Source organism: Nocardia sp. NPDC127526 (genome assembly GCF_042672265.1).
Taxonomy (GTDB): Bacteria; Actinomycetota; Actinomycetes; order Mycobacteriales; family Mycobacteriaceae; genus Nocardia.
On sequence record NZ_JBHXVO010000010.1, the window covers coordinates 54,975 to 73,179 of the forward strand.

At 68.5% G+C, this 18,205-nt stretch carries 20 protein-coding genes; 12 read left to right on the forward strand and 8 right to left on the reverse strand.

Features of this window, described 5'->3' with window-relative positions; all coding sequences use genetic code 11:
• Nucleotides 1-7 precede the first annotated feature (7 nt).
• Genes ACFVIV_RS19040 through sigJ form a run of 3 tightly spaced genes read left to right on the forward strand, consistent with a single transcriptional unit; the run spans nucleotide 8 to nucleotide 2,596 of the window.
• Nucleotides 8-463, forward strand: coding sequence for an RpiB/LacA/LacB family sugar-phosphate isomerase (locus ACFVIV_RS19040; protein ID WP_379197971.1), 456 nt, complete (start codon nucleotides 8-10; stop codon nucleotides 461-463).
• Nucleotides 464-512: 49 nt separating this feature from the next.
• Nucleotides 513-1,700, forward strand: a complete 1,188-nt coding sequence (locus tag ACFVIV_RS19045; RefSeq protein WP_379197973.1) for an NAD(P)/FAD-dependent oxidoreductase — start codon at nucleotides 513-515, stop codon at nucleotides 1,698-1,700.
• A complete protein-coding gene (sigJ, locus tag ACFVIV_RS19050; RefSeq protein ID WP_379197975.1) occupies nucleotides 1,697-2,596 on the forward strand; it encodes an RNA polymerase sigma factor SigJ in 900 nt (299 codons plus the stop codon). The genes ACFVIV_RS19045 and sigJ overlap by 4 nt, the downstream gene beginning before the upstream one ends.
• Here the strand turns inward: sigJ and ACFVIV_RS19055 are convergent.
• Nucleotides 2,593-2,829, reverse strand: a complete 237-nt coding sequence (locus ACFVIV_RS19055; RefSeq protein ID WP_379197977.1) for a hypothetical protein — start codon at nucleotides 2,827-2,829, stop codon at nucleotides 2,593-2,595. The two genes, sigJ and ACFVIV_RS19055, sit on opposite strands and share 4 nt — an antisense overlap.
• Between ACFVIV_RS19055 and ACFVIV_RS19060 the strand changes: the two genes are divergently transcribed.
• Complete coding sequence (locus ACFVIV_RS19060) at nucleotides 2,810-3,073, forward strand: type II toxin-antitoxin system Phd/YefM family antitoxin (RefSeq protein WP_379197978.1); 264 nt, start codon at nucleotides 2,810-2,812, stop codon at nucleotides 3,071-3,073. The two genes, ACFVIV_RS19055 and ACFVIV_RS19060, sit on opposite strands and share 20 nt — an antisense overlap.
• Nucleotides 3,073-3,342: a Txe/YoeB family addiction module toxin gene (locus ACFVIV_RS19065; RefSeq protein ID WP_379197980.1), complete on the forward strand. Its 270-nt coding sequence runs from the start codon at nucleotides 3,073-3,075 to the stop codon at nucleotides 3,340-3,342. The genes ACFVIV_RS19060 and ACFVIV_RS19065 overlap by 1 nt, the downstream gene beginning before the upstream one ends.
• A 380-nt stretch (nucleotides 3,343-3,722) precedes the next feature.
• On the opposite strand, the gene ACFVIV_RS19070 is transcribed toward ACFVIV_RS19065, so the two are convergent.
• The 3 genes from ACFVIV_RS19070 to ACFVIV_RS19080 all read right to left on the reverse strand — a co-directional run bounded on the left by ACFVIV_RS19070 (nucleotide 3,723) and on the right by ACFVIV_RS19080 (nucleotide 5,954).
• Nucleotides 3,723-4,187: a gamma-glutamylcyclotransferase family protein gene (locus tag ACFVIV_RS19070; RefSeq protein ID WP_379197982.1), complete on the reverse strand. Its 465-nt coding sequence runs from the start codon at nucleotides 4,185-4,187 to the stop codon at nucleotides 3,723-3,725.
• Nucleotides 4,184-4,960 carry an MBL fold metallo-hydrolase gene (locus tag ACFVIV_RS19075; protein ID WP_379197984.1) on the reverse strand — a complete coding sequence of 259 codons (777 nt, stop codon included), beginning with the start codon at nucleotides 4,958-4,960 and terminating at the stop codon, nucleotides 4,184-4,186. Before ACFVIV_RS19075 ends, ACFVIV_RS19070 begins: the two co-directional genes overlap by 4 nt.
• 85 nt (nucleotides 4,961-5,045) lie before the next feature.
• A complete protein-coding gene (locus ACFVIV_RS19080; RefSeq protein ID WP_379197986.1) occupies nucleotides 5,046-5,954 on the reverse strand; it encodes a hydrogen peroxide-inducible genes activator in 909 nt (302 codons plus the stop codon).
• 107 nt (nucleotides 5,955-6,061) lie between these two features.
• Here ACFVIV_RS19080 and ACFVIV_RS19085 point away from each other — a divergent pair, with 107 nt between their 5' ends.
• The 5 genes from ACFVIV_RS19085 to ACFVIV_RS19105 all read left to right on the forward strand — a co-directional run bounded on the left by ACFVIV_RS19085 (nucleotide 6,062) and on the right by ACFVIV_RS19105 (nucleotide 10,619).
• On the forward strand, nucleotides 6,062-6,649 hold the full coding sequence (locus tag ACFVIV_RS19085) for a peroxiredoxin (RefSeq protein WP_379197988.1): 588 nt from the start codon (nucleotides 6,062-6,064) through the stop codon (nucleotides 6,647-6,649).
• A 32-nt stretch (nucleotides 6,650-6,681) separates the two neighbouring features.
• Nucleotides 6,682-7,221, forward strand: a complete 540-nt coding sequence (locus tag ACFVIV_RS19090) for a carboxymuconolactone decarboxylase family protein (RefSeq protein ID WP_379197990.1) — start codon at nucleotides 6,682-6,684, stop codon at nucleotides 7,219-7,221.
• 152 nt (nucleotides 7,222-7,373) lie between these two features.
• Entirely contained in the window at nucleotides 7,374-8,123 is a 750-nt protein-coding gene (locus tag ACFVIV_RS19095; protein ID WP_379197992.1) for an HNH endonuclease family protein, read from the forward strand.
• Between the two features lie 21 nt (nucleotides 8,124-8,144).
• On the forward strand, nucleotides 8,145-8,837 hold the full coding sequence (locus ACFVIV_RS19100; protein ID WP_379197994.1) for a PhzF family phenazine biosynthesis protein: 693 nt from the start codon (nucleotides 8,145-8,147) through the stop codon (nucleotides 8,835-8,837).
• Between the two features lie 147 nt (nucleotides 8,838-8,984).
• Nucleotides 8,985-10,619 carry an MFS transporter gene (locus tag ACFVIV_RS19105; protein ID WP_379197996.1) on the forward strand — a complete coding sequence of 545 codons (1,635 nt, stop codon included), beginning with the start codon at nucleotides 8,985-8,987 and terminating at the stop codon, nucleotides 10,617-10,619.
• Between the two features lie 79 nt (nucleotides 10,620-10,698).
• On the opposite strand, the gene ACFVIV_RS19110 is transcribed toward ACFVIV_RS19105, so the two are convergent.
• Both ACFVIV_RS19110 and ACFVIV_RS19115 read right to left on the reverse strand, forming a co-directional pair.
• Nucleotides 10,699-11,925, reverse strand: a complete 1,227-nt coding sequence (locus ACFVIV_RS19110) for an aspartate aminotransferase family protein (protein ID WP_379197998.1) — start codon at nucleotides 11,923-11,925, stop codon at nucleotides 10,699-10,701.
• A gap of 114 nt (nucleotides 11,926-12,039) precedes the next feature.
• A complete protein-coding gene (locus ACFVIV_RS19115) occupies nucleotides 12,040-12,819 on the reverse strand; it encodes a DUF5134 domain-containing protein (RefSeq protein WP_379198000.1) in 780 nt (259 codons plus the stop codon).
• 420 nt (nucleotides 12,820-13,239) lie between these two features.
• Here ACFVIV_RS19115 and ACFVIV_RS19120 point away from each other — a divergent pair, with 420 nt between their 5' ends.
• Entirely contained in the window at nucleotides 13,240-13,635 is a 396-nt protein-coding gene (locus ACFVIV_RS19120; RefSeq protein ID WP_379198002.1) for a hypothetical protein, read from the forward strand.
• Nucleotide 13,636: 1 nt separating this feature from the next.
• On the opposite strand, the gene ACFVIV_RS19125 is transcribed toward ACFVIV_RS19120, so the two are convergent.
• Together ACFVIV_RS19125 and ACFVIV_RS19130 are read right to left on the reverse strand one after the other, a co-directional pair.
• The gene (locus tag ACFVIV_RS19125; protein WP_379198004.1) at nucleotides 13,637-15,466 is read right to left on the reverse strand and encodes a hypothetical protein; all 1,830 of its coding nucleotides are present in this window, start codon (nucleotides 15,464-15,466) and stop codon (nucleotides 13,637-13,639) included.
• 3 nt (nucleotides 15,467-15,469) lie between these two features.
• A complete protein-coding gene (locus ACFVIV_RS19130; RefSeq protein WP_379198006.1) occupies nucleotides 15,470-16,528 on the reverse strand; it encodes an AAA family ATPase in 1,059 nt (352 codons plus the stop codon).
• Between the two features lie 100 nt (nucleotides 16,529-16,628).
• Here ACFVIV_RS19130 and ACFVIV_RS19135 point away from each other — a divergent pair, with 100 nt between their 5' ends.
• Nucleotides 16,629-18,179: an AAA family ATPase gene (locus tag ACFVIV_RS19135; protein ID WP_379198008.1), complete on the forward strand. Its 1,551-nt coding sequence runs from the start codon at nucleotides 16,629-16,631 to the stop codon at nucleotides 18,177-18,179.
• Nucleotides 18,180-18,205: the final 26 nt, after the last annotated feature.

Sequence of the window (18,205 nt, forward strand, 5' to 3'; positions counted from 1 at the left end):
TGGGCAGATGAGGATTTCGGTAGCTGCTGACGAGGACACCGGGGTGGCCACGGAGGTCGTGGCCGAGTTGCGGCGGCGGGGACACGAGGTCGCGGTGCACGGGGCGCTGGAACCCGGGGAGCGCGACGACTGGGCGTGGGCCAGTGAGGCCGCCGCCCGGGATGTGGCGGAGGGGCGGGCCGAGCAGGCGGTGGTCTGCTGCTGGACCGGAACCGGGGCGTCGATCGCGGCCAACAAGGTGACCGGGGTGCGAGCGGCCCTGTGTGTGGATGCGTACAGCGCAGACGGGGCTCGGAAGTGGAACGACGCGAATGTGCTGGCGTTGAGTTTGCGGCTGACCTCGCGGGCGCTGCTGAACGAGATTCTGGATGCCTGGTTCGCGGGCGCTGCCAGCGACGATGTGGGAGATCTCGCGAATATCGCGCATGTGGATTCGATAGGGGGACGGTCCGGCTCGATGTGAAGCCCGTCACATGATGTCAGGTCCGGGGGCGCTCCGGTGTCTAGAGGGCATGAGCGAAAACAGCATCACCAAGGTTGTCGTTATCGGCGGAGGCTACGCGGGCGCCTCGGCGGCCAATCGGCTGCAGCAGCGCGACGATGTCGAGATCACCCTCGTGAATCCGCGGCCGGAGTTCGTCGAGCGGATTCGGTTGCACCAGTTCGTGGCCGGGAACTACGACGCGGGTTCCGATCTCGGCACCGTGGTCGGCGAGCGGGTGCGGGTGGTTGTCGACGGTGCCACTCGCATCGATACCGGCTCGCGGACCGTGGAACTCGCATCGGGCAGTGCACTGGATTACGACTACGTGATCTACGCGGTCGGCAGCACCGCGGCGACCCCGGGCGCCGTCCCCGGTGCGACCGAATTCGCTTATCCCATTGGGGAATGGGAGTTCGCCGGCCGGTTGCGCACCGCGGTCGCCGCGATGCCCTCGAACGGGCGGATCACCGTGGTGGGCGGCGGGCTCACCGGGATCGAGACGGCTTCCGAACTTGCCGAAGCAGGTCACGCGGTGACGCTCGTCTGCGGCGGTCGATTGGCTCCGACGTTCCTGGAACCGGCCCGGCGCTCGCTTGCCAAGTGGCTGAAGAAGAATGGGGTCGAGGTGGTCGAGAGTCTCAGGGTGGCGGAGGTGCGAGCGGACGTGGTCGTGCTGGCCGACGGCAGCGTGGTTCCCAGCGCCGTCACGATCTGGACCGCCGGATTCGGCGTGCCCGAACTGGCCGCCCGCAGTGGACTGCGCACCGACAAGCTCGGCCGACTGCTCACCGACGAGACGCTGACCAGCGCCGACGATGATCGCATCATTGCCGCCGGGGACGCCGCCGCACCTTCGGGACAGCCGCTGCGAATGAGCTGCCAAGCCGCCATACCGCTCGGAGTGCAGGCCGCCGAGACCGTGCTCAGCCGGATCGCCGGTGACCGGCCCGCCGCGCTGAACATCGGTTTCGTGGCCTCGTGCGTCAGCCTCGGCCGCCGGGCCGCCACCATGCAGATCGCACGCAAGGACGACACATCGACGAAGTACTACGTCGGTGGCCTGGTGGGCGCGGCGCTCAAGGAGATGATCTGCAAGGGCACGGTGTCGGCGATCCGCAAGGAGGCCCGCAAGCCCGGCTCGATCAGCATCACCAAGGGCGACGGCAACCGGCCCGCGCAGGCCGAATTCGAGCGCGAGGTGATCACGCACTCGTGAGCAACACCGACGAGCACGCCGAGCGTTTCACCCATCTACGGCCGCTGCTGTTCACCATCGCCTACGAAATCCTCGGTTCCGCAACGGAATCCGATGATGTGCTGCAGGACAGCTATCTGCGGTGGGCCAATGTCGACCTCGCGTCGGTCCGGGACACCAAGTCGTATCTGGCGCAATTGGTGACCCGGCAGGCGCTCAACGCCCTGCGGGCCGGGGCGCGCCGCCGCGAGGACTATGTCGGCCCGTGGCTGCCCGAGCCGCTGCTGCTCGAGGAGCGCGACGGGGCCGCGGATGTGGTGCTCGCCGAATCGGTGTCGATGGGGATGCTCGTCCTGCTCGAAACGCTCACCCCCGATGAGCGGGCGGTGTTCGTCCTGCGCGAGGTGTTCGGCTTCGACTACGACGACATCGCCACGGCGGTGGGCAAGACCGTGGTCGCGGTGCGCCAGATGGCGCACCGCGCCCGCGAACACGTGCAGGCGCGGCGCACTCGGTTCGGTCCGGTCGACTCCGAGCGGACCGCCGAGCTCACCGCACAGTTCATGACCGCGGCGACCACCGGCGATCTGGACGGGCTGCTGTCCATGCTCGCCCCGAACGCGGCCTGGACCACCGACAGCGGCGGCAAGGTCAGCGCGGTGAGCCTGCGCACCGAGGGCGCGCAAGCGGTCGCCGCCCTGCTGGCCCGCTTCTTCCGCATGCTGGGGCGCGCCCCCGGCGTCCGGATCGATCCGGTGACCTACAACCACGCACCCGCGCTGGCCATCTCGTATCGCGACCGCCTCGAGGCCACCATCGTGCTCGAGTTCGCCGACGGCAAGATCGCCAACCTCTACTGCACCCGCAACCCGGACAAGCTCACCGCCATCATGGTGCCGCGCAGCGTAACCCGCTAACCAGCAGCGAGATTCGCGTACTCCGAGCGCAATTCGCGCTCGAGAATCTTGCCGCTGGGATTCTTCGGCAGCGCGTCGACGAAGGTCACGAACTTGGGAACCTTGAATCCGGCCGGATGCCGCTTCAGTGCGCGATGACCGAATCCGGTGTGGGCGTGGTTCCAGCGCAGCAAATAGTTGTACAATAAGTCGTACGACAGCGAGAGGATCCCGATGGCGAAGGCACTACCCATATCCACCGTGCGCCAAAATCTGTTCGGATTGGTGCAGCAAGTCAACGACGACCACGACACCGTCACCGTGGTGTCGAAGAGTGGCGAAAACGCCGTACTCATGGCCGAAAGCGACTACAACTCGCTCATGGAAACGCTGTACGTGCTGCGCACCCACGGCGGGATACGACTCCTGCAATCCGCTGAGGATGCCCGCGCAGGACGCACCGAAACGCACGCGCTCATCGACCCGGACCCCGAATAATGCCGGACCGCAAGCTCACGTTCACCGCACAAGGCTGGAAGTCCTACACAGGGTGGCTCACCACCGACCGGGCCGTGCTCAAAGGCGCGAACAAGATGATCGACGCCACCCTGCGCGACCCGTTCGAAGGCATCGGCAAACCCGAACCGCTGCGACACCAACTCGCCGGGCACTGGTCACGACGGATCACCCAGGAGCACCGGCTGATCTACCTCGTCACCGACACTGAAATCGTTGTGGTGCAAGTAGGTTCGCATTACGAGGATTGACACCGAGACTGCCTGCGCCGACCTTACCGACAAGGCGCCGACCGAATACCGCGCGGACCGTGTCGTCGTGCTCTCGACCACGAGTCGGCCAGTACTCGCGATTGTCATCGAGGTCCAGTTACGCGCCGATGACGACAAGCGGTGGACCTGGCCGGTATATGTGGCCACTCTCCGAGCGCGGTTACGATGCCCCACGATCTTGTTGGTCCTGACTCGCGACAAGAGGACGACAGCGTGGGCGTCACAGTCGATCGACTTGGGTACGGAGCTGCCGTCGTCCAGCTCGAGGAATGGACGCTGCGGGCGATGACTGCGTCGTCCATTGGCGAACTCTTCGAGTGATGGCAACCTGGGCGATGTTCGAGTTCGGGCGGAGCGCGTCAGGCCGCGCCGCCGGGCAGTACCAGGGTCCGGCGCCAGGCCGCGCAGTTGTCGGCGTAGCGGGGCAGGTGTGCGGTCGCGAAATGCGGTGCGGACCAATCGGTGGCGGAGACCTCGGCGGTCCACGCGTAGGTCCAGGCGTAGACCTCGCGGTCGCCCGCGTGCACCGAGATCGGGACGAGGTCGTATTCGTCGTCCTCGAAGGCGTCGAGCACTTGCCATTCCGCCGGGGTGAGGCCGGTGAGCAGGAAGCCCTGTGCGGCACTGTCGTTCGCTGCCACCAGGCCGGGGTAGACGCGCCCGGGGAGTTCGGCCACCCGGCGGCCGGGCAGTCGGGCGGGCTCGGATGCGGGTGTGCGGCCTATCAGGGGGAGCAGCACCTCCGGGAATTGCAGGGTGCCGTAGACGAACAGGGGGTCGGCCGGGTCGGGCAGCCGCCGCGTCCAGCGATCGACCGCGCTCACCGCACCGCCACCCGGGCGAAGGCCGCCGCGTCGTGCGAGTTGATGATCGTGACCTCGTGGCCGTGCTGCCGGTTCAGTTCGCGCAGGCGGCGCTGATTGTCCTTGTAGGCGTCGCCCACGATCGCGCCGGACTGGTAGACCTGCCACAGGAACGGGGTGTGCGGATTCTCTGCCTGGATGGAACTTTCGACGAAATAGGCGTCACCGGCGTGCAGGAGCCAGCCGTTGCCGTGGTCGATGGCGACACCGGCGTGGCCGCGGGTGTGGCCCGCCAGCGGGATGACCAGGATTTCCGGAGGCAGGCCGGGCAGGTCGCGCACGGCGCGGAAGCCGAACCAGTCCTCGCCGCCCTCCAGCTCGTTGACCATCCATTTGGGGCCGTGCGCCCACTGGGCGGCGCGGTAGCGCATGCGCTCGGACAGGGTGGGCGTGGCGGTGGCGGCGCGGAATTCGGGGCCGTGCACGTGGACGGTGGCCTCCGGGAAGTCGGACAGGCCGCCGGAGTGGTCGAGGTCCAGGTGGGTGAGGATGATGTGGCGGACATCGCGGGGGTCGTAGCCCAGGGCCTGGATCCGGCGGATCGCGGTCTCGTGTTCGGCGAGCTTGGGGCGCATGCCGAACCGGCTCGGACCGATCATCTTTCCCGGCCGGCGCACGGCGTCGAGGCCGAAACCGGTATCCACGAGCACGAGTTCGGTACGGGTCTCGATGAGCAGGCAGTGGTCGATCACGCCGAATGCCATGGTGCCGCAGTTGAGATGGTGGATCCGCATGGCCCGAGCGTCGCAGACGCCACCCTGGCGGTCAATCGGAACGCGCCCGGCCGCCGTCACCGCGACGGATGTCACCGCGGCCGGGTCACTCCGGGCGGTGGCCGCGAATGATATCGGCGAGCCGCTCGAAATCCTCGGCGCGCGCGGAGGAGGCGCGGAAGGCCAGGCCGATGGTGCGCCCGGGCGCGGGACCGGCGAAGCGCGCGATATCCAAAGTGCCGCGCGAGGTTTCGGCCGCCACCGCCATTTCCGGAATCAGCGTGACGCCCAATTCGCCTGCGACGCACTGCACCACGGTGGCCAGTGAGGCCGCGCGGGTATCGCCGACCGCGCCCGGATGCGCATTGTGCGAACGGCACAGATCCAGGGTCTGATCACGCAGGCAATGCCCCTCGTCGAGCAGCAGCAGCGGCAGCGAGTCCAGATCGGCCGGCCGCAGATCGGTGCGCCCGGCGAACTCGTGCCCGCGCGGCACGACGAGCACGAATTCCTCTGTGAAGAGCCGGATCTCGAGCAGTCCGGAGGCATCGGTCGGCAGCGCCAGCAGGGCCACGTCGAGCACGCCGGTGCGCAGGGAATCGAGCAGCCGGGCCGTCTGATCCTCGATCACGTGCGGCACCAGAGACGGGAGCTGCTTGCGTAGTTCGGGTAGCAGCGTCGGCAAAATATAGGGCGCGATGGTGGGAATGATCCCCATGCGCAGCGTGCCGCCGAGCCCCGTTCCGGCCGCCGAGGCCACGAAGCGATCCGCCGCCTCCAGGGTCGCCATGGCCTGCGGCAGCAACCGCTTGCCCGCGGGCGTCACCAGCACCCGCCGCGTACTGCGCTCGATCAATTGCAGCCCGAGTCCGTTTTCCAGTGATGCCAGGGCCTGAGATAACGTTGGCTGGCTCACATTCAGCCTGGTCGCAGCGGTGCCGAAATGCCGGTATTCGGCGATCGCCACGAACGCACGCAGCTGTGACAGGGTCGGCTGATAAGTTTGATCAGTCACGCCTATCAGTATAGTGCGACTGATCACCTTTACCTCTCACCGGAGGATGGGCAATATCGTTCGCGGAAGTCACGACACAATCGATTCGACTACGAAGGAGCACATTCATGGCCCTGCTGACCATCGGCGACCAGTTCCCCGCCTACAACCTCACGGCTGTCATCGGCGGCGATCTGTCCAAGGTGAACGCTCAGCAGCCCGACGATTACTTCACCCAGATCTCGAGCGACGACTACGCCGGCAAGTGGCGCATCGTCTTCTTCTGGCCGAAGGACTTCACCTTCGTCTGCCCGACCGAGATCGCCGCGTTCGGCAAGCTGAACGACGAGTTCGCCGATCGTGACGCCCAGGTGCTCGGCGCCAGCGTCGACAACGAGTTCGTGCATTTCCAGTGGCGCGCCCAGCACGAGGATCTGAAGACCCTCCCCTTCCCGATGCTGAGCGACCTCAAGCGTGAGCTGTCCGCCGCCACCGGCGTGCTCAATGCCGACGGCGTGGCCGACCGCGCCACCTTCATCGTCGACCCGAACAACGAGATCCAGTTCGTGTCCGTGACCGCCGGTTCCGTCGGCCGCAATGTCGACGAGGTGCTGCGCGTGCTCGACGCCCTGCAGTCCGACGAGCTGTGCGCCTGCAACTGGAAGAAGGGCGACCCGACCATCAAGGCCGGCGAGCTCATGACCGCCTCGGTCTGAATCGAAGCCGATACGGTTAAGGAAGTTTCAGCGTGACCATCGACAACCTGAAGAACTCGCTCCCCGAGTACGCCAAGGACCTCAAGCTCAACCTGTCCTCGATCGCACGCACCACCGTGCTGACCGAGCAGCAGCTGTGGGGCACCCTGCTCGCCTCGGCCGCGGCCACCCGCTCGGCCACCACGCTGCGGGAGATCGCCGAAGAGGCCGCCGACGTGCTGTCGGCGGAGGCGTACGACGCCGCCCTGGGCGCCGCCTCGATCATGGGCATGAACAATGTGTTCTACCGCGGCAAGGCGTTCCTGGGCGGTCGCTACGACGACCTGCGCGCCGGTCTGCGCATGCAGATCATCGGCACCCCGGGTGTGGACAAGGCCGATTTCGAGCTGTGGTCGTTCGCGGTCTCCTCGATCAACGGCTGCGCGCACTGCCTGGAGGCGCACGAGAACACCCTGCGCGAGGCCGGCGTCTCGCGTGAGGTGATCTTCGAGTCGCTGCGTGCGGCCGCCATCGTGGCCGGTGTCGGCCAGGCCGTGGCGTCCACCGAGGCGCTCGCGGGCGCGACCGTCTAAAGCGACTCGATTCGATCGCGAGGTCTCCGAGAGGGGCTGTGCAACCATCCGGTGCACAGCCCCTTTCGCATTTGCGAACAGATAGCTGCAATCGGGTCACCGGTCCGCAACATTGACCTGTTCGTCCGGTTTCCCGCCCTAGACTCCCCCGCATGCCCACACGGACGCGGTCCACCGCCCGACGCCGGTGGCGCAGCTTCTTCTCCACCTCGGTCGTACTCATCGTGCTGGCGGCGGGCGGGCTCGCCCTGTGGTTGAACACGCGGGAACCCGAACCCTCGGGCAATGCCGCGGGCGCCGACCCGACCAGCACCCCGCTACCCGACGCCGAGCAGGCGCGCAGCGACCTCGACCGCCTCACCGTCGCCTGGAACCGCAACTGGGAATCCTACGAGCGCAATGCCTTCGGGCCCGGCTGGTCCGGGCACGGCGGCGAACCCGAACTCACCGACGGCTGCACCGCCCGCCAGGACGTCATGAAGCGCGATCTGACGGATGTGCGTCTCGCGGACAGCAATTCGTGCATGGTCCTGTCCGGGACGCTGATCGACCCCTATACCGGCGAGCACCTGCCCTACGACCGGTTCAAGGCCTCCGGCATCGAGATCGATCATGTTGTCGCGCTGGGCGATGCCTGGCGTTCGGGCGCCTCGGAATGGAATCCCGAACGGCGCGAACGATTCGCCAACGACATCGGCAACCTGCTCGCCGTCCAGAAGCAGGCCAATCAGGACAAGGGCTCCAAAACCCCGGATCAATGGCGTCCGCGCGCCGAATACTGGTGCGACTACGCCCGCCGCTGGGTCGGGGTCAAACAGCGCTGGGGCCTGTCGGTGCAGCCCACCGAGAAGTCGGCCCTGGCCGACATGCTGGATTCCTGCCAACCTCCCGCCGCTCGATAACCGTCGGTAAGCTCGGCAACCATGGGTACCCCGGAAAGCGATGGCACACAGGTTGAAGTGATCCGCGTCTTCACCGACGCGGCGGGCCGATTCGGCAATCCGCTCGGCATCGCGCGCGCCGGCGATGTGACCGGAGTCGATCACCAGGCCCTCGCCGCGCGCCTGGGCTACAGCGAGACCGTCGTGGTGGAGGCCCCCGCGGCCGAGCACGCCCGCATGCGCATCTACACCCCCGCCGTGGAACTCCCGTTCGCCGGCCACCCGACCGTCGGCGCCGCCTGGTGGCTGGCCACCCAGGGCCGTCCGGTCCAGGTGCTCGACGTCCCCGCCGGACCGGTCGAGGTCGCCCAGACCGACGGAATGACCTGGGTGCGCGCCAAATCCGAATGGACCCCCAAGTTCACCTTCCACGAATTCGCCGACACCGAGGAACTCCTGACCCTCGATCCGGCCGACTTCACCGACGGGCACCACTACGTCTGGAGCTGGACCAACGAAGCCCGTGGTTCGGTCCGCAGCCGAATGTTCGCCCCCGACATGGGAATCGCGGAGGACGAGGCCACCGGCGCGGCCGCCATCGCCCTCACCGCCCGCCTGCGCCGCGGCCTGCACATCACTCAGGGCCAAGGCTCGCAGCTGTTCACCGAATGGGATTCCGACGGCTGGGTCCGCCTCGGCGGCCGCTGCGTGCCCGATCATCCGGTGGTCATCTAGCCGCCGGGCCGGGTGCCGGCGCACCCAACCGTACAGTTCTCATCTGATGATCGGACGACTTCAGGAATAGCTCACTGAGCTGGGCAGTTACCCCTGAAGTCGGCGTGCTCGCGCGGAAATTCGGTTGCCCCGACCTGTCGGTGGCCGATGAAATCATGTGTACCGCGCCGTCATTACCGGCAGTCGCACGCTCCCGATCGGAAGGACTCTGCCGTGGAGAACACCGCCTTGTCGCCGGGCACGGCCACTCTCGCCGAGCCCTTGGCCGAACGGCGGGAATGGATCGGCCTGATCGTGCTGGCCCTGGCCTGCCTGGTCTACGCCATGGACCTCACGGTGCTGCATCTCGCGGTTCCGATGATCAGCGCCGAGCTGCACCCGACCAGCTCGCAACTGCTCTGGATCATCGATGTGTACGGCTTCATGGTGGCCGGCCTGCTGATCACCATGGGCACCCTCGGCGATCGCATCGGACGGCGCCGCATTCTCATGGTCGGCGCGGCGGCCTTCGGCGTCGTCTCGGTGGCGGCGGCCTTCTCCCCCACCGCCGAGATTCTCATCCTCTGCCGGGCCGTGCTCGGCATCGCCGGCGCGACGCTCGCGCCCTCCACCCTCTCGTTGATCTTCAACATGTTCCGCGACGCCCGTCAGCGTTCGGTGGCGGTCGGCGTGTGGGTCGGCGCGTTCTCCGCCGGCGGCGCCATCGGCCCGCTCGCGGGCGGCGTGCTGCTCGAGCACTACTGGTGGGGCTCGGTGTTCCTGCTGGCCGTTCCGGTCATGGCGCTGCTGCTCGTGCTCGGCCCCAAAGTGCTGCCGGAGTTCCGGGATTCGGAGGCCGGGCGCATGGATCTCATCGGCGCGGCGCTATCGGTGACCGCCATGATCGCGCTGGTCTTCGCCATGAAGAAGATCGCCCAGGACGGCGTCGGAGTGGCGGCCCTGGCCGCGCTGGCCGGTGGGCTGGCGGTGGGCGCGCTGTTCGTGCGGCGGCAGCTGACCAGCCCGGATCCCATGCTGGATCTGCGGCTGTTCCGGCTGAGCGCGTTCCGAACCGCATTGGCCATCAATGTGATCGGCGTCTTCGTGGCCTTCGGGTACTTCCTGTTCGTCGGCCAGTACTTCCAGCTGGTGCTCGGCATGTCGCCCTTGCAGGCCGGGCTGGCCATGTCCCCGTCCGGTCTGGGCTTCATCGTCGGTTCGCAGCTCGCGCCGCGCATCGTCCGGGTGGTGAAGCCGGCATACCTGATCGGCGCCGGCATGCTGACCGCGGCGATCGGACTGGCCCTGCTGACCCAGGTCGGCATGGGCACCGGACCGGTGCTGGCAATCGTTGCCTCGCTGCTCATTTCGCTGGGGCTGGCCCCGGTGTTCGGCATCACCACCGAACTCATCGTGGGCTCGGCTCCGCCGGAACAGGCGGGCGCGGCCTCGGGATTGTCCGAGACCGGCGCGGAACTCGGTGGTGCGCTCGGGATTTCGATCCTCGGGAGTCTGAGCGTCGCGATCTACCGCGGCGATCTGGCCGATACCCTGCCCGCCGGGTTGCCGGCGGAGGCCGCCCAGTCGATCCGGGACACCCTGGGTGCGGCGGTGGCGGTGGCGGATTCGCTGCCCGAGAAGCTCGGATCGGCCGTGTTGACGGCGGCTCGGGAAGCCTTCGTGGACGGTGTGCAGTTGACCGCCGGGATCGCGACGGTCGCCGCGGCGGCCATCGCGGCGATCGCGCTCGTGAAGCTCAAGCACATTCCCGCCGGGGAACTGCCCGGACACGACGGGCACTGACCTCTGGTCACAAGCGGAGCTGCCCGATACGCGTGCGGCCCGGACACTTTCGAGTGTCCGGGCCGCACGGCTGTCTACGTCAGGCGTCCAGTGCGCGAGCGAAGCGCGCCGCCAGCTCGGCGACCTGCTCCTCGGTGATGACGAACGAGGGCGAGATCTGCAATGCGCCCTGACCGGCGGCGCGCGTCGAGACACCGTGCGCCCGCAACGTTTTCACCATGCCCAGCGCCTCCGCCGGATCGGCCAGCTGCACCGCGGCGACCGCGCCCAGCCCGCTGCGCACCTCGGACACCCGGTCGTGCTCGGCCAGCGGCGAGAAGTGCTCGTGCAGCAGCGATTCCAGATTCTTGCTGGCGTCGAGCAGGTGCTCCCGCTCGATGATGTCGAGGTTGGCCATGGCCGCGGCCGCGGCGGCCGCATGCCCGCCGTAGGTGTAGCCGTGCCGCCACCAGACGCCGCCGGCGAAGAACGGCTCGGCGATGTGCGGGGCGATGAACACCGCGCCCATGGGGATGTACCCGGAGGTCAGGCCCTTGGCGGTGGTCATGAGATCGGGCTGCAGGTCGAATCGCGAGGAGGCGAACCAGGATCCGCCGATGCGGCCGAAGCCGGTGACGACCTCGTCGGCCACGAACAGGATGTCGTTCTCCCGGCAGATGCGGCGCACCTCGGTCAGGTAGTCCCGCGGCGGCAGGTACACCCCGCCCGCGCCGATGATCGGCTCGGCGAAGAAGGCCGCGATCCGGTCCGCGCCCACCTCTTCGATGAGGGCCGTGAGCGCCTCGGCCCGATCCCATTCGATGGTCCGCACATCGGGCATGAACTCGCCGTAGCCCTCGCGGTTCGGCGGCAGACCGGCCAGCGCGGTGCCGCCGACATGCATGCCGTGATAGGCGCGCTGCCTGCCGACCATGATGGTCTTGTCCGGCCGCCCCAGCTCGTGCCAGTAGCGCCGCGCCAGCTTGGCGGCGGTATCGATGCCGTCGGAGCCGCCGGAGGTGAAGAAGATCTTGCTGCCCGGCACCGGCGCGATACCGGAGAGCCGCTCGGCCAGCTCGCGGGTGACCGGCGAGGCCAGGTCACCGAAGTTCGAGTAGTGCGCGATATCGGTCAGCTGCGCCGCCACCGCGTCCGCGATCTCGCGCCGCCCGTGCCCGACATTGGCGAACCAGAGTCCGCCGGTCGCGTCCAGGTACTGGGTGCCGCCCTCATCCCAGATGTAGGCGCCCGCGCCCCGCGCCACCACGAACGCACCATCCCGCTCGACCGCGCCCATATCGGCGAAGCCATGCCACAGCGAACCCATCCAAGCACCTCCATCACCCGATAACGGGCGCCCCACGGCAGCCCGAACCTCTCCTCACCATCACACCACCACGCCGGTGATCAGCGGCAACTACCCCCTGGCCAACCGACCGGTTCAGCCCAGCGCCGCCGCCACCAGCATGTACGCCGTCCCCAGATCCATCACCGCATGCGGCACCACCGCCAGCGACCCGCTCGCACCCACCGGATGCGGAAACACGTGCCGCAATGCCCGTCTCGACCCCGGCACCGCCATGAGCACCGCATCCACCACGAACAGCCCCGCCAACCCCAGCATCAACCCCGGTGCGGACGCGCTCCCATGATGCCCGCCCGCCTCGTGCCCACTCATCGCGTACAACATCGCCGCGGCCGCCAGCACGTGATAGGCGAATGCCGTCACGCTCTCCCCCGCCACGAATCCGCCGCCGCCCGCCTCCTGTCGTGCGGCGCGACTCGGCGCGACCTGGATTCCAGCCACGCTGTGCCGCTGCAGTATCCGCCCCACCAGCAACCCCGCGAACACCACCGTCATCGCCGTCAGCACACCCCGCACCGCCCGCGGATCCGTGGCCGCCGGAAACACCAGCATTGCCAGCATCACCAGGCACATCAGCAGATGCGCCGCATCCGACTCCTGATCGACCACGCGGAAACCACTGCGCCCCACTGGCATTCCGTCTGGGACCGATGAATGCACCGATCCCCCGGGTGACACGGCGCGTGCGCACGCCGCCCCGGGAGCGCCGTCCCCGAGCACATACCCACCCGCACCCGCCACCGCAGTGGCCGACCCCGCCCCCGCGAGCCGCCCCAGCACGATCACCACCGCAACCCCGAACGCGGCGACCACCATCCAGCGCAGCACGTCGTATTCCTGCACGAATACCGTCACACCCACCACCTCTCGCGGCGACCGGATCCCTCCATGCTCGCACCGGACCCCGCCCGGAGGCACCCGAAAGGGCAGCGACGGCGTATCAGTGGCAGCAACCGGGACGAAACACCGCCACTCCCGCGCCACTCCGCAGCCGCCCGGAAAACCGGCCATCCGGTCGCGGCGCCACGGTGGCGGCCGAGGACGCGCGCGCAGTGCACCGGTCGGGCCGCCTGCGCGCCGGGCCGCCATCCGTGACGACCGTTGGCGGCGGTGCGGGAGCGGGCGGCGGCAGCTGATGGCGGCCATCCGGCAGCACCGAGATCGCGGTATGGCTTTCGTTGCGGCTCAGGTGGGCAACCGGGTGCGCGCGGGCGGGCACGGCGGTGAACGCGATGGGAACATGGCTGGTGGGGGTCAGCTAGGGAGGGTTGTCCGATGTGGCCGGAGATCCGTGGGTTGTCGGACGGTGGGCGCGAGTGGTCGCGGGTGGTGACGTTCGTGGTCGCGGCGGTGGCGGGACTGCTCATGGCCGCGGTGGTCGCGGTGGGGTGTTTTCCGCGTGAGGTGGAGCGGAAGTGGGACGGGCATATGGAGTTCGTGGTGGAGCGGGCCGATTTCGTGTCGGGCACCGCGGAGCTGCGCAGTGTGCCCGGGTCCGCGGCGGACGACGCGTTGGTGGATTCGTTCGTGTACCGGCTGCCCGCGAGCCTGTTGCCGGATGAGGTCGCGGTGGGAGATCGGTTGCGGTGCACGGTGCGTCAGACCTATCGCGATGCGCTGGATCGGGATGACGGGTACCGCAGCGAGGTGCTCGGCTGCGTGATGCGGTGAATCAGCGCATGCGGAAGACCGGGCCGCGGGGGCGGAACGGGAGGGCGGCGCCCGCCGGGATGAGGTAGGCGTGTTCGTGGCGGACCCGCAGGACGTCGCACATGCCATCGGTGATGATGAGAATCGGACCGTCGGGCGGGAAGTCCTCGGCGCGTTCCAGCAGGCGGATGCCCGGTTGCAGGACGGTGCCGCCGCGGCCGCGGATGCGGGCCTTCGAGGCGATCTCGTCGACGGGGAGGTAGCCCGCGTCGTAGGCGGCGGCATCGCAGTAGACCACGCGGGCGCGAGGGACATCGCGAGCCTGGGCGTAGGAGGCGATGGCGCCCAAGCCCTTGCCCAGCAGGCGGGCATCCATGGAACCCGAGGTGTCCAGGACGACTCCGAAGGTGGGAAGGCGCACGGCTTCCTCCGGGCGGACCCACGCCGGGCGCGGGATATCGGGGGTGGCGGACTGGCGGCGGGAGGCGCGGGCGTAGCTGCGGCGCTTCTCGACCGCGGGGACGTGCTCGTCGAACCATTGCGCCAGTTGGGCATCCCACGGCAGCGGAGGCTGATCGAGGGCGCGAATCTCCTGTTCCAGCCCGGCGGGCAGCAGGCCGCGGCCGCTGTTCTGGTGGTAAGCAAGGCCGGTGGCGAGCGCGCCGCGGTAGTACTCGTCGAGGTCGATGTAGCGGCCGGGAGAACCGCCGTGCGGCAAGGGTTCTCCGAAGATATCGGCGCGGCCCCTGCCGCGCAGGGTGGCGAGCTTGCGCATCTTGCGCAGGTCGCCGGCGATGCGGTCGTAGATCTGTTCCGCGGACAGGCCTTTCAGGCCGGGATCGTGGAGCAGGCCCTCGGGCAGCTCCCCCACGCCCATTTCGACCAGCCAGCCGTTGACCACGTAATCGCAGGCGACGTTGAACAGGTAGTGGTCGCGCCAGCCGGCGCGTTCGCCGTGTCGCAGTGCGGCGTGCAGCATTTCGTGGGCGAGCACGAAGCGCCATTCCTCGTCGCTCAGGCCGGCGAACGGGTTGATGTAGATCTCGGCGGCCTCGGCGTTCACCGCGGCGATCGAAATATCCCAGCCCCGAGCGAGTTCCGCGTCGGCGACGATCTTCATGCCCGCCGCCAGCGCGCCCAGCAGCGGGTAGGACGAGACGAACCAGTTCAGCGCCCGATCCCACACCTGCAGGGTCTCGCGCTTGCCGCGGGTGACATCCCGCCCGGCGCTTTCGAGGGCGTACCGGGCGGCATCGCCGACGCCGATGGCGAAACTCGTCTGGTAGTCGGCGGTTTTGGCATGCTCGGCCGTGCCGATGAAGAAATCCGGGAACTCCGGCTGCTGATAATGCTTCGGCACTTCGCTGTCGCACCAGCGCTCCGCGAGCGCTCGCTCGTCGGAGCCGCCCGGCGGAGGCGGCAGGCCGACCGGCGGGCGGCCGATCTTGAGCGTCAGCAGATACTGATCCACCGCCACGCAGCAGGCCGCGCGATAGGACGAATGCGGCTGGGAGGGACCGAGATTACGCCTGGTATCGTACCGATTGGCCACCAGCAGCCGGGCCGGGACCTCGCGCGGATCGAGATGCCCGAACCCGGCGTGCAGCAGCAGATGCCCGAAGGTCCAGGCCCATTCCTCCGGCTCCGCCCGCGTGTTCTGGTTGTAGATCAGGTAGCCCCAACCGTCGATGTAGGCCCAGAGATCGGCGGGCAGGCCCTGCTCGCCCTCGATCAAACGGCTTCCCGCCCAGCGGAACAACGGATGGCCGGCCACGGTGCGCCACCCGGCCAGCATTTTCTCGTGCCACGGATCCGGGATCTTGCGGCGCTTGCGCGCCGAGCGTGCGGTCATCGCTCACCTCCGGGCGGCGAGGCGCGGCAGATCGCGGGTGACCTCCACCAGATACCAGGACGGCAGCACCGGCAGCCCGTCGTCACCGGAGGCGATCACCAGCTGGGCGCACTCCACCGAGATCTCCGCCAGTTCGGTGAGCATGGTCTTCGACCGCAGCACAAAGCGTTTCAGCCCGGCCGACGCATGGTCGCGGGAGGCGGGCAGTTCCTTGACCAGCCGGGCGCGGAAGGTCTCGGACAGGAAGTACAGCAGATCGCGATCGGCGGGATCGCGCGGCCACGCCGCCTCGCCCTTGATGACCGCCTCCAGGTCGAAGGCGTGCCGCACCGTTTTCACGAATGCGCGGAACGCGGAAGCGTGTGCGACGGTGAGCGTTCCGGACGCCAGCACCCACAGCGCCTCGTCGTCGATCTCGTTTCCGTAGGAGTGCAGGGCATCCGAGAGCATGTGCCAGCCGCGCGGCGTGGAGAACGGCTGCTCGGTCTTGGGCGGCGCCGACCACAGGTGATCGGGCCGCTGCATGATGTACTCCACCACCCACGGGTGAATATCGTTGCCCGCGGCCCACTTCAGCCAATCGTCCACATCGGCGCGCAGATGCAGGTGCACCATGCGGTTCACCAGCGCCGAGGCCATCGGGCGGGCGAGGGCGTTGTCGGTGGCCCGGTTGCCCGCGCCGATGACCACCGAGCCGGCGGGCAGCTCGTAATTGCCGATGCGGCGATCCAGGATGAGCGAATAGAACGACTTCTGCACCTCGGCGGGCGCGGCATTGAGCTCGTCCAGGAACAGGCAGTACGGCTCCGGCCGGGCGATCATCTCCGGCGGCGCGAACCGGCTGCGATCCTCGATGATCTGCGGCACGCCGATGAGATCCTCCGGCGCCAGCTGGGTGCCCAGCAGCGTCACGCAGTCCAGGCCGAGCGCCTCGGCGAACGCGCGCACCAGGGAACTCTTCCCGATACCGGGCGCACCCCACAGGAATACCGGACGCACCACCGCGACGTGCAGCAGCAACTCCGGCAACTGATCCGGTGTCACCGTGACCGTCGCTTCCAATGTGTCCTTTCCATCGATCGGCGCGCCGTGTGCGGCGCCGGAATCACGGTACGGTCGACAGCAGCGCGGCGGCCAGCGATTTTCCCTACCATCGGCGTCTGTGCACCCGTTTCGCCGCGCCCTGACCCAGCTGCTGCAGGCCCGCTTTCCGCTGCTCTACATCCAGACCTTCGAGGAACAGCGGGTGCTCGACGAGATCACCGCCACGCTGGCGGCGCTCAAGACGCCGCGGCCGCTGTGGCATTGGTCGGCGACCGAGGGGCTGCGCCGCACCGGCGGGCTGCCCGAACGCAATACCCATGAGCCCGCGGCCATGCTGCAGGGCATCCGGCGCGTCGGTGAGCGGGCGGTGTTCGTGTGCAGCGATCTGCACGCCTTCCTGGGCGACGGCACCCGCCCGGCCGAACCGACGGTGGTGCGGGCGCTGCGGGATGTGGTGCGCGACTTCCGCTCCGGCCAGGTGGCGCGCGCCGTGATCGTGGTGGCGCCGGTGCTGCGCATCCCGCCCGAGCTCGAAAAAGAGGTCACCGTGGTCGATTTCGCGCTGCCCGGGGAACCGGAGATCCGGGAGCTGCTGCACGGCATGATCGCGAGCAATCGCGATACCGTCGCCGTCGATCTGGGCGAGCGCGGCCACGATCGGCTGACCAAGGCGGCGCTGGGGCTCACGCTGTCCGAGGCCGAGAACGCCTTCTCGCTGGCCATGGTGCAGGACGGCCGGCTCACCGAGGCCGAGGTGGAGGTGGTGCTGGCCGAGAAGGCGCAGACCATTCGCAAATCCGGGCTGCTGGAACTGGTGCGGACCGAGCTGGCGCTCACCGATGTGGGCGGGCTCGACGAGCTGAAAGCGTGGCTGCGCAAACGCAATGACTCCTGGCTGGCCGAGGCCGCCGCCTACGGCCTGCCGGTACCGAAAGGCGTGCTGATCACCGGAGTTCCGGGCTGCGGGAAGTCGCTGACGGCCAAATCCGTTGCGGCCGAATGGGGTCTGCCATTGATCCGGATGGATATCGGCCGGGTGTTCGCCGGGCTGGTCGGCGCGAGCGAGCACAATATGCGCTCGGCGCTGGCGACCGCCGAGGCGTCCGCGCCCTGCGTGCTGTGGGTCGACGAGATCGACAAGGGCTTCGCCGGAGCGGGCACCGCGGGCGACACCGGAACCAGCGCACGCGTTTTCGGCACATTTCTCACCTGGATGCAGGAGAAGGAGCGGCCCGTCTTCGTCATCGCGACGGCCAACACCATCGAGAATCTGCCGCCGGAGTTCCTGCGCAAGGGGCGGTTCGACGAGATCTTCTTCGTCGATCTGCCCGGAGCCGGTGAGCGCGAAGCGATCTGGCGGCTGCACCTGGAGCGACGGCTCACCGGTCCCGCGGCCGGGCTGGAGGTCACGCCCACCCTGCTGGCCGATCTGGCGCGCGGCTCCAAGGATTTCTCCGGGGCGGAGATCGAACAGGCCGTGATCGCCGGACTGTTCGACGCCTACTCCGGGCGGCGGCCCCTGGACGCGGCCGATCTCTTCCACGCCATCGAGAACACCGTCCCGCTCGCGACCCTGCACGACACCCAGATCACCGCGCTGCGGGAATGGGCGAAGCTGCGCGCGGTCGCGGCCTCGACCTTCGATCCGGCTGTCGGCGGGGCCGATTAACGTCCCCGCCCGAAGAAATCGATAAG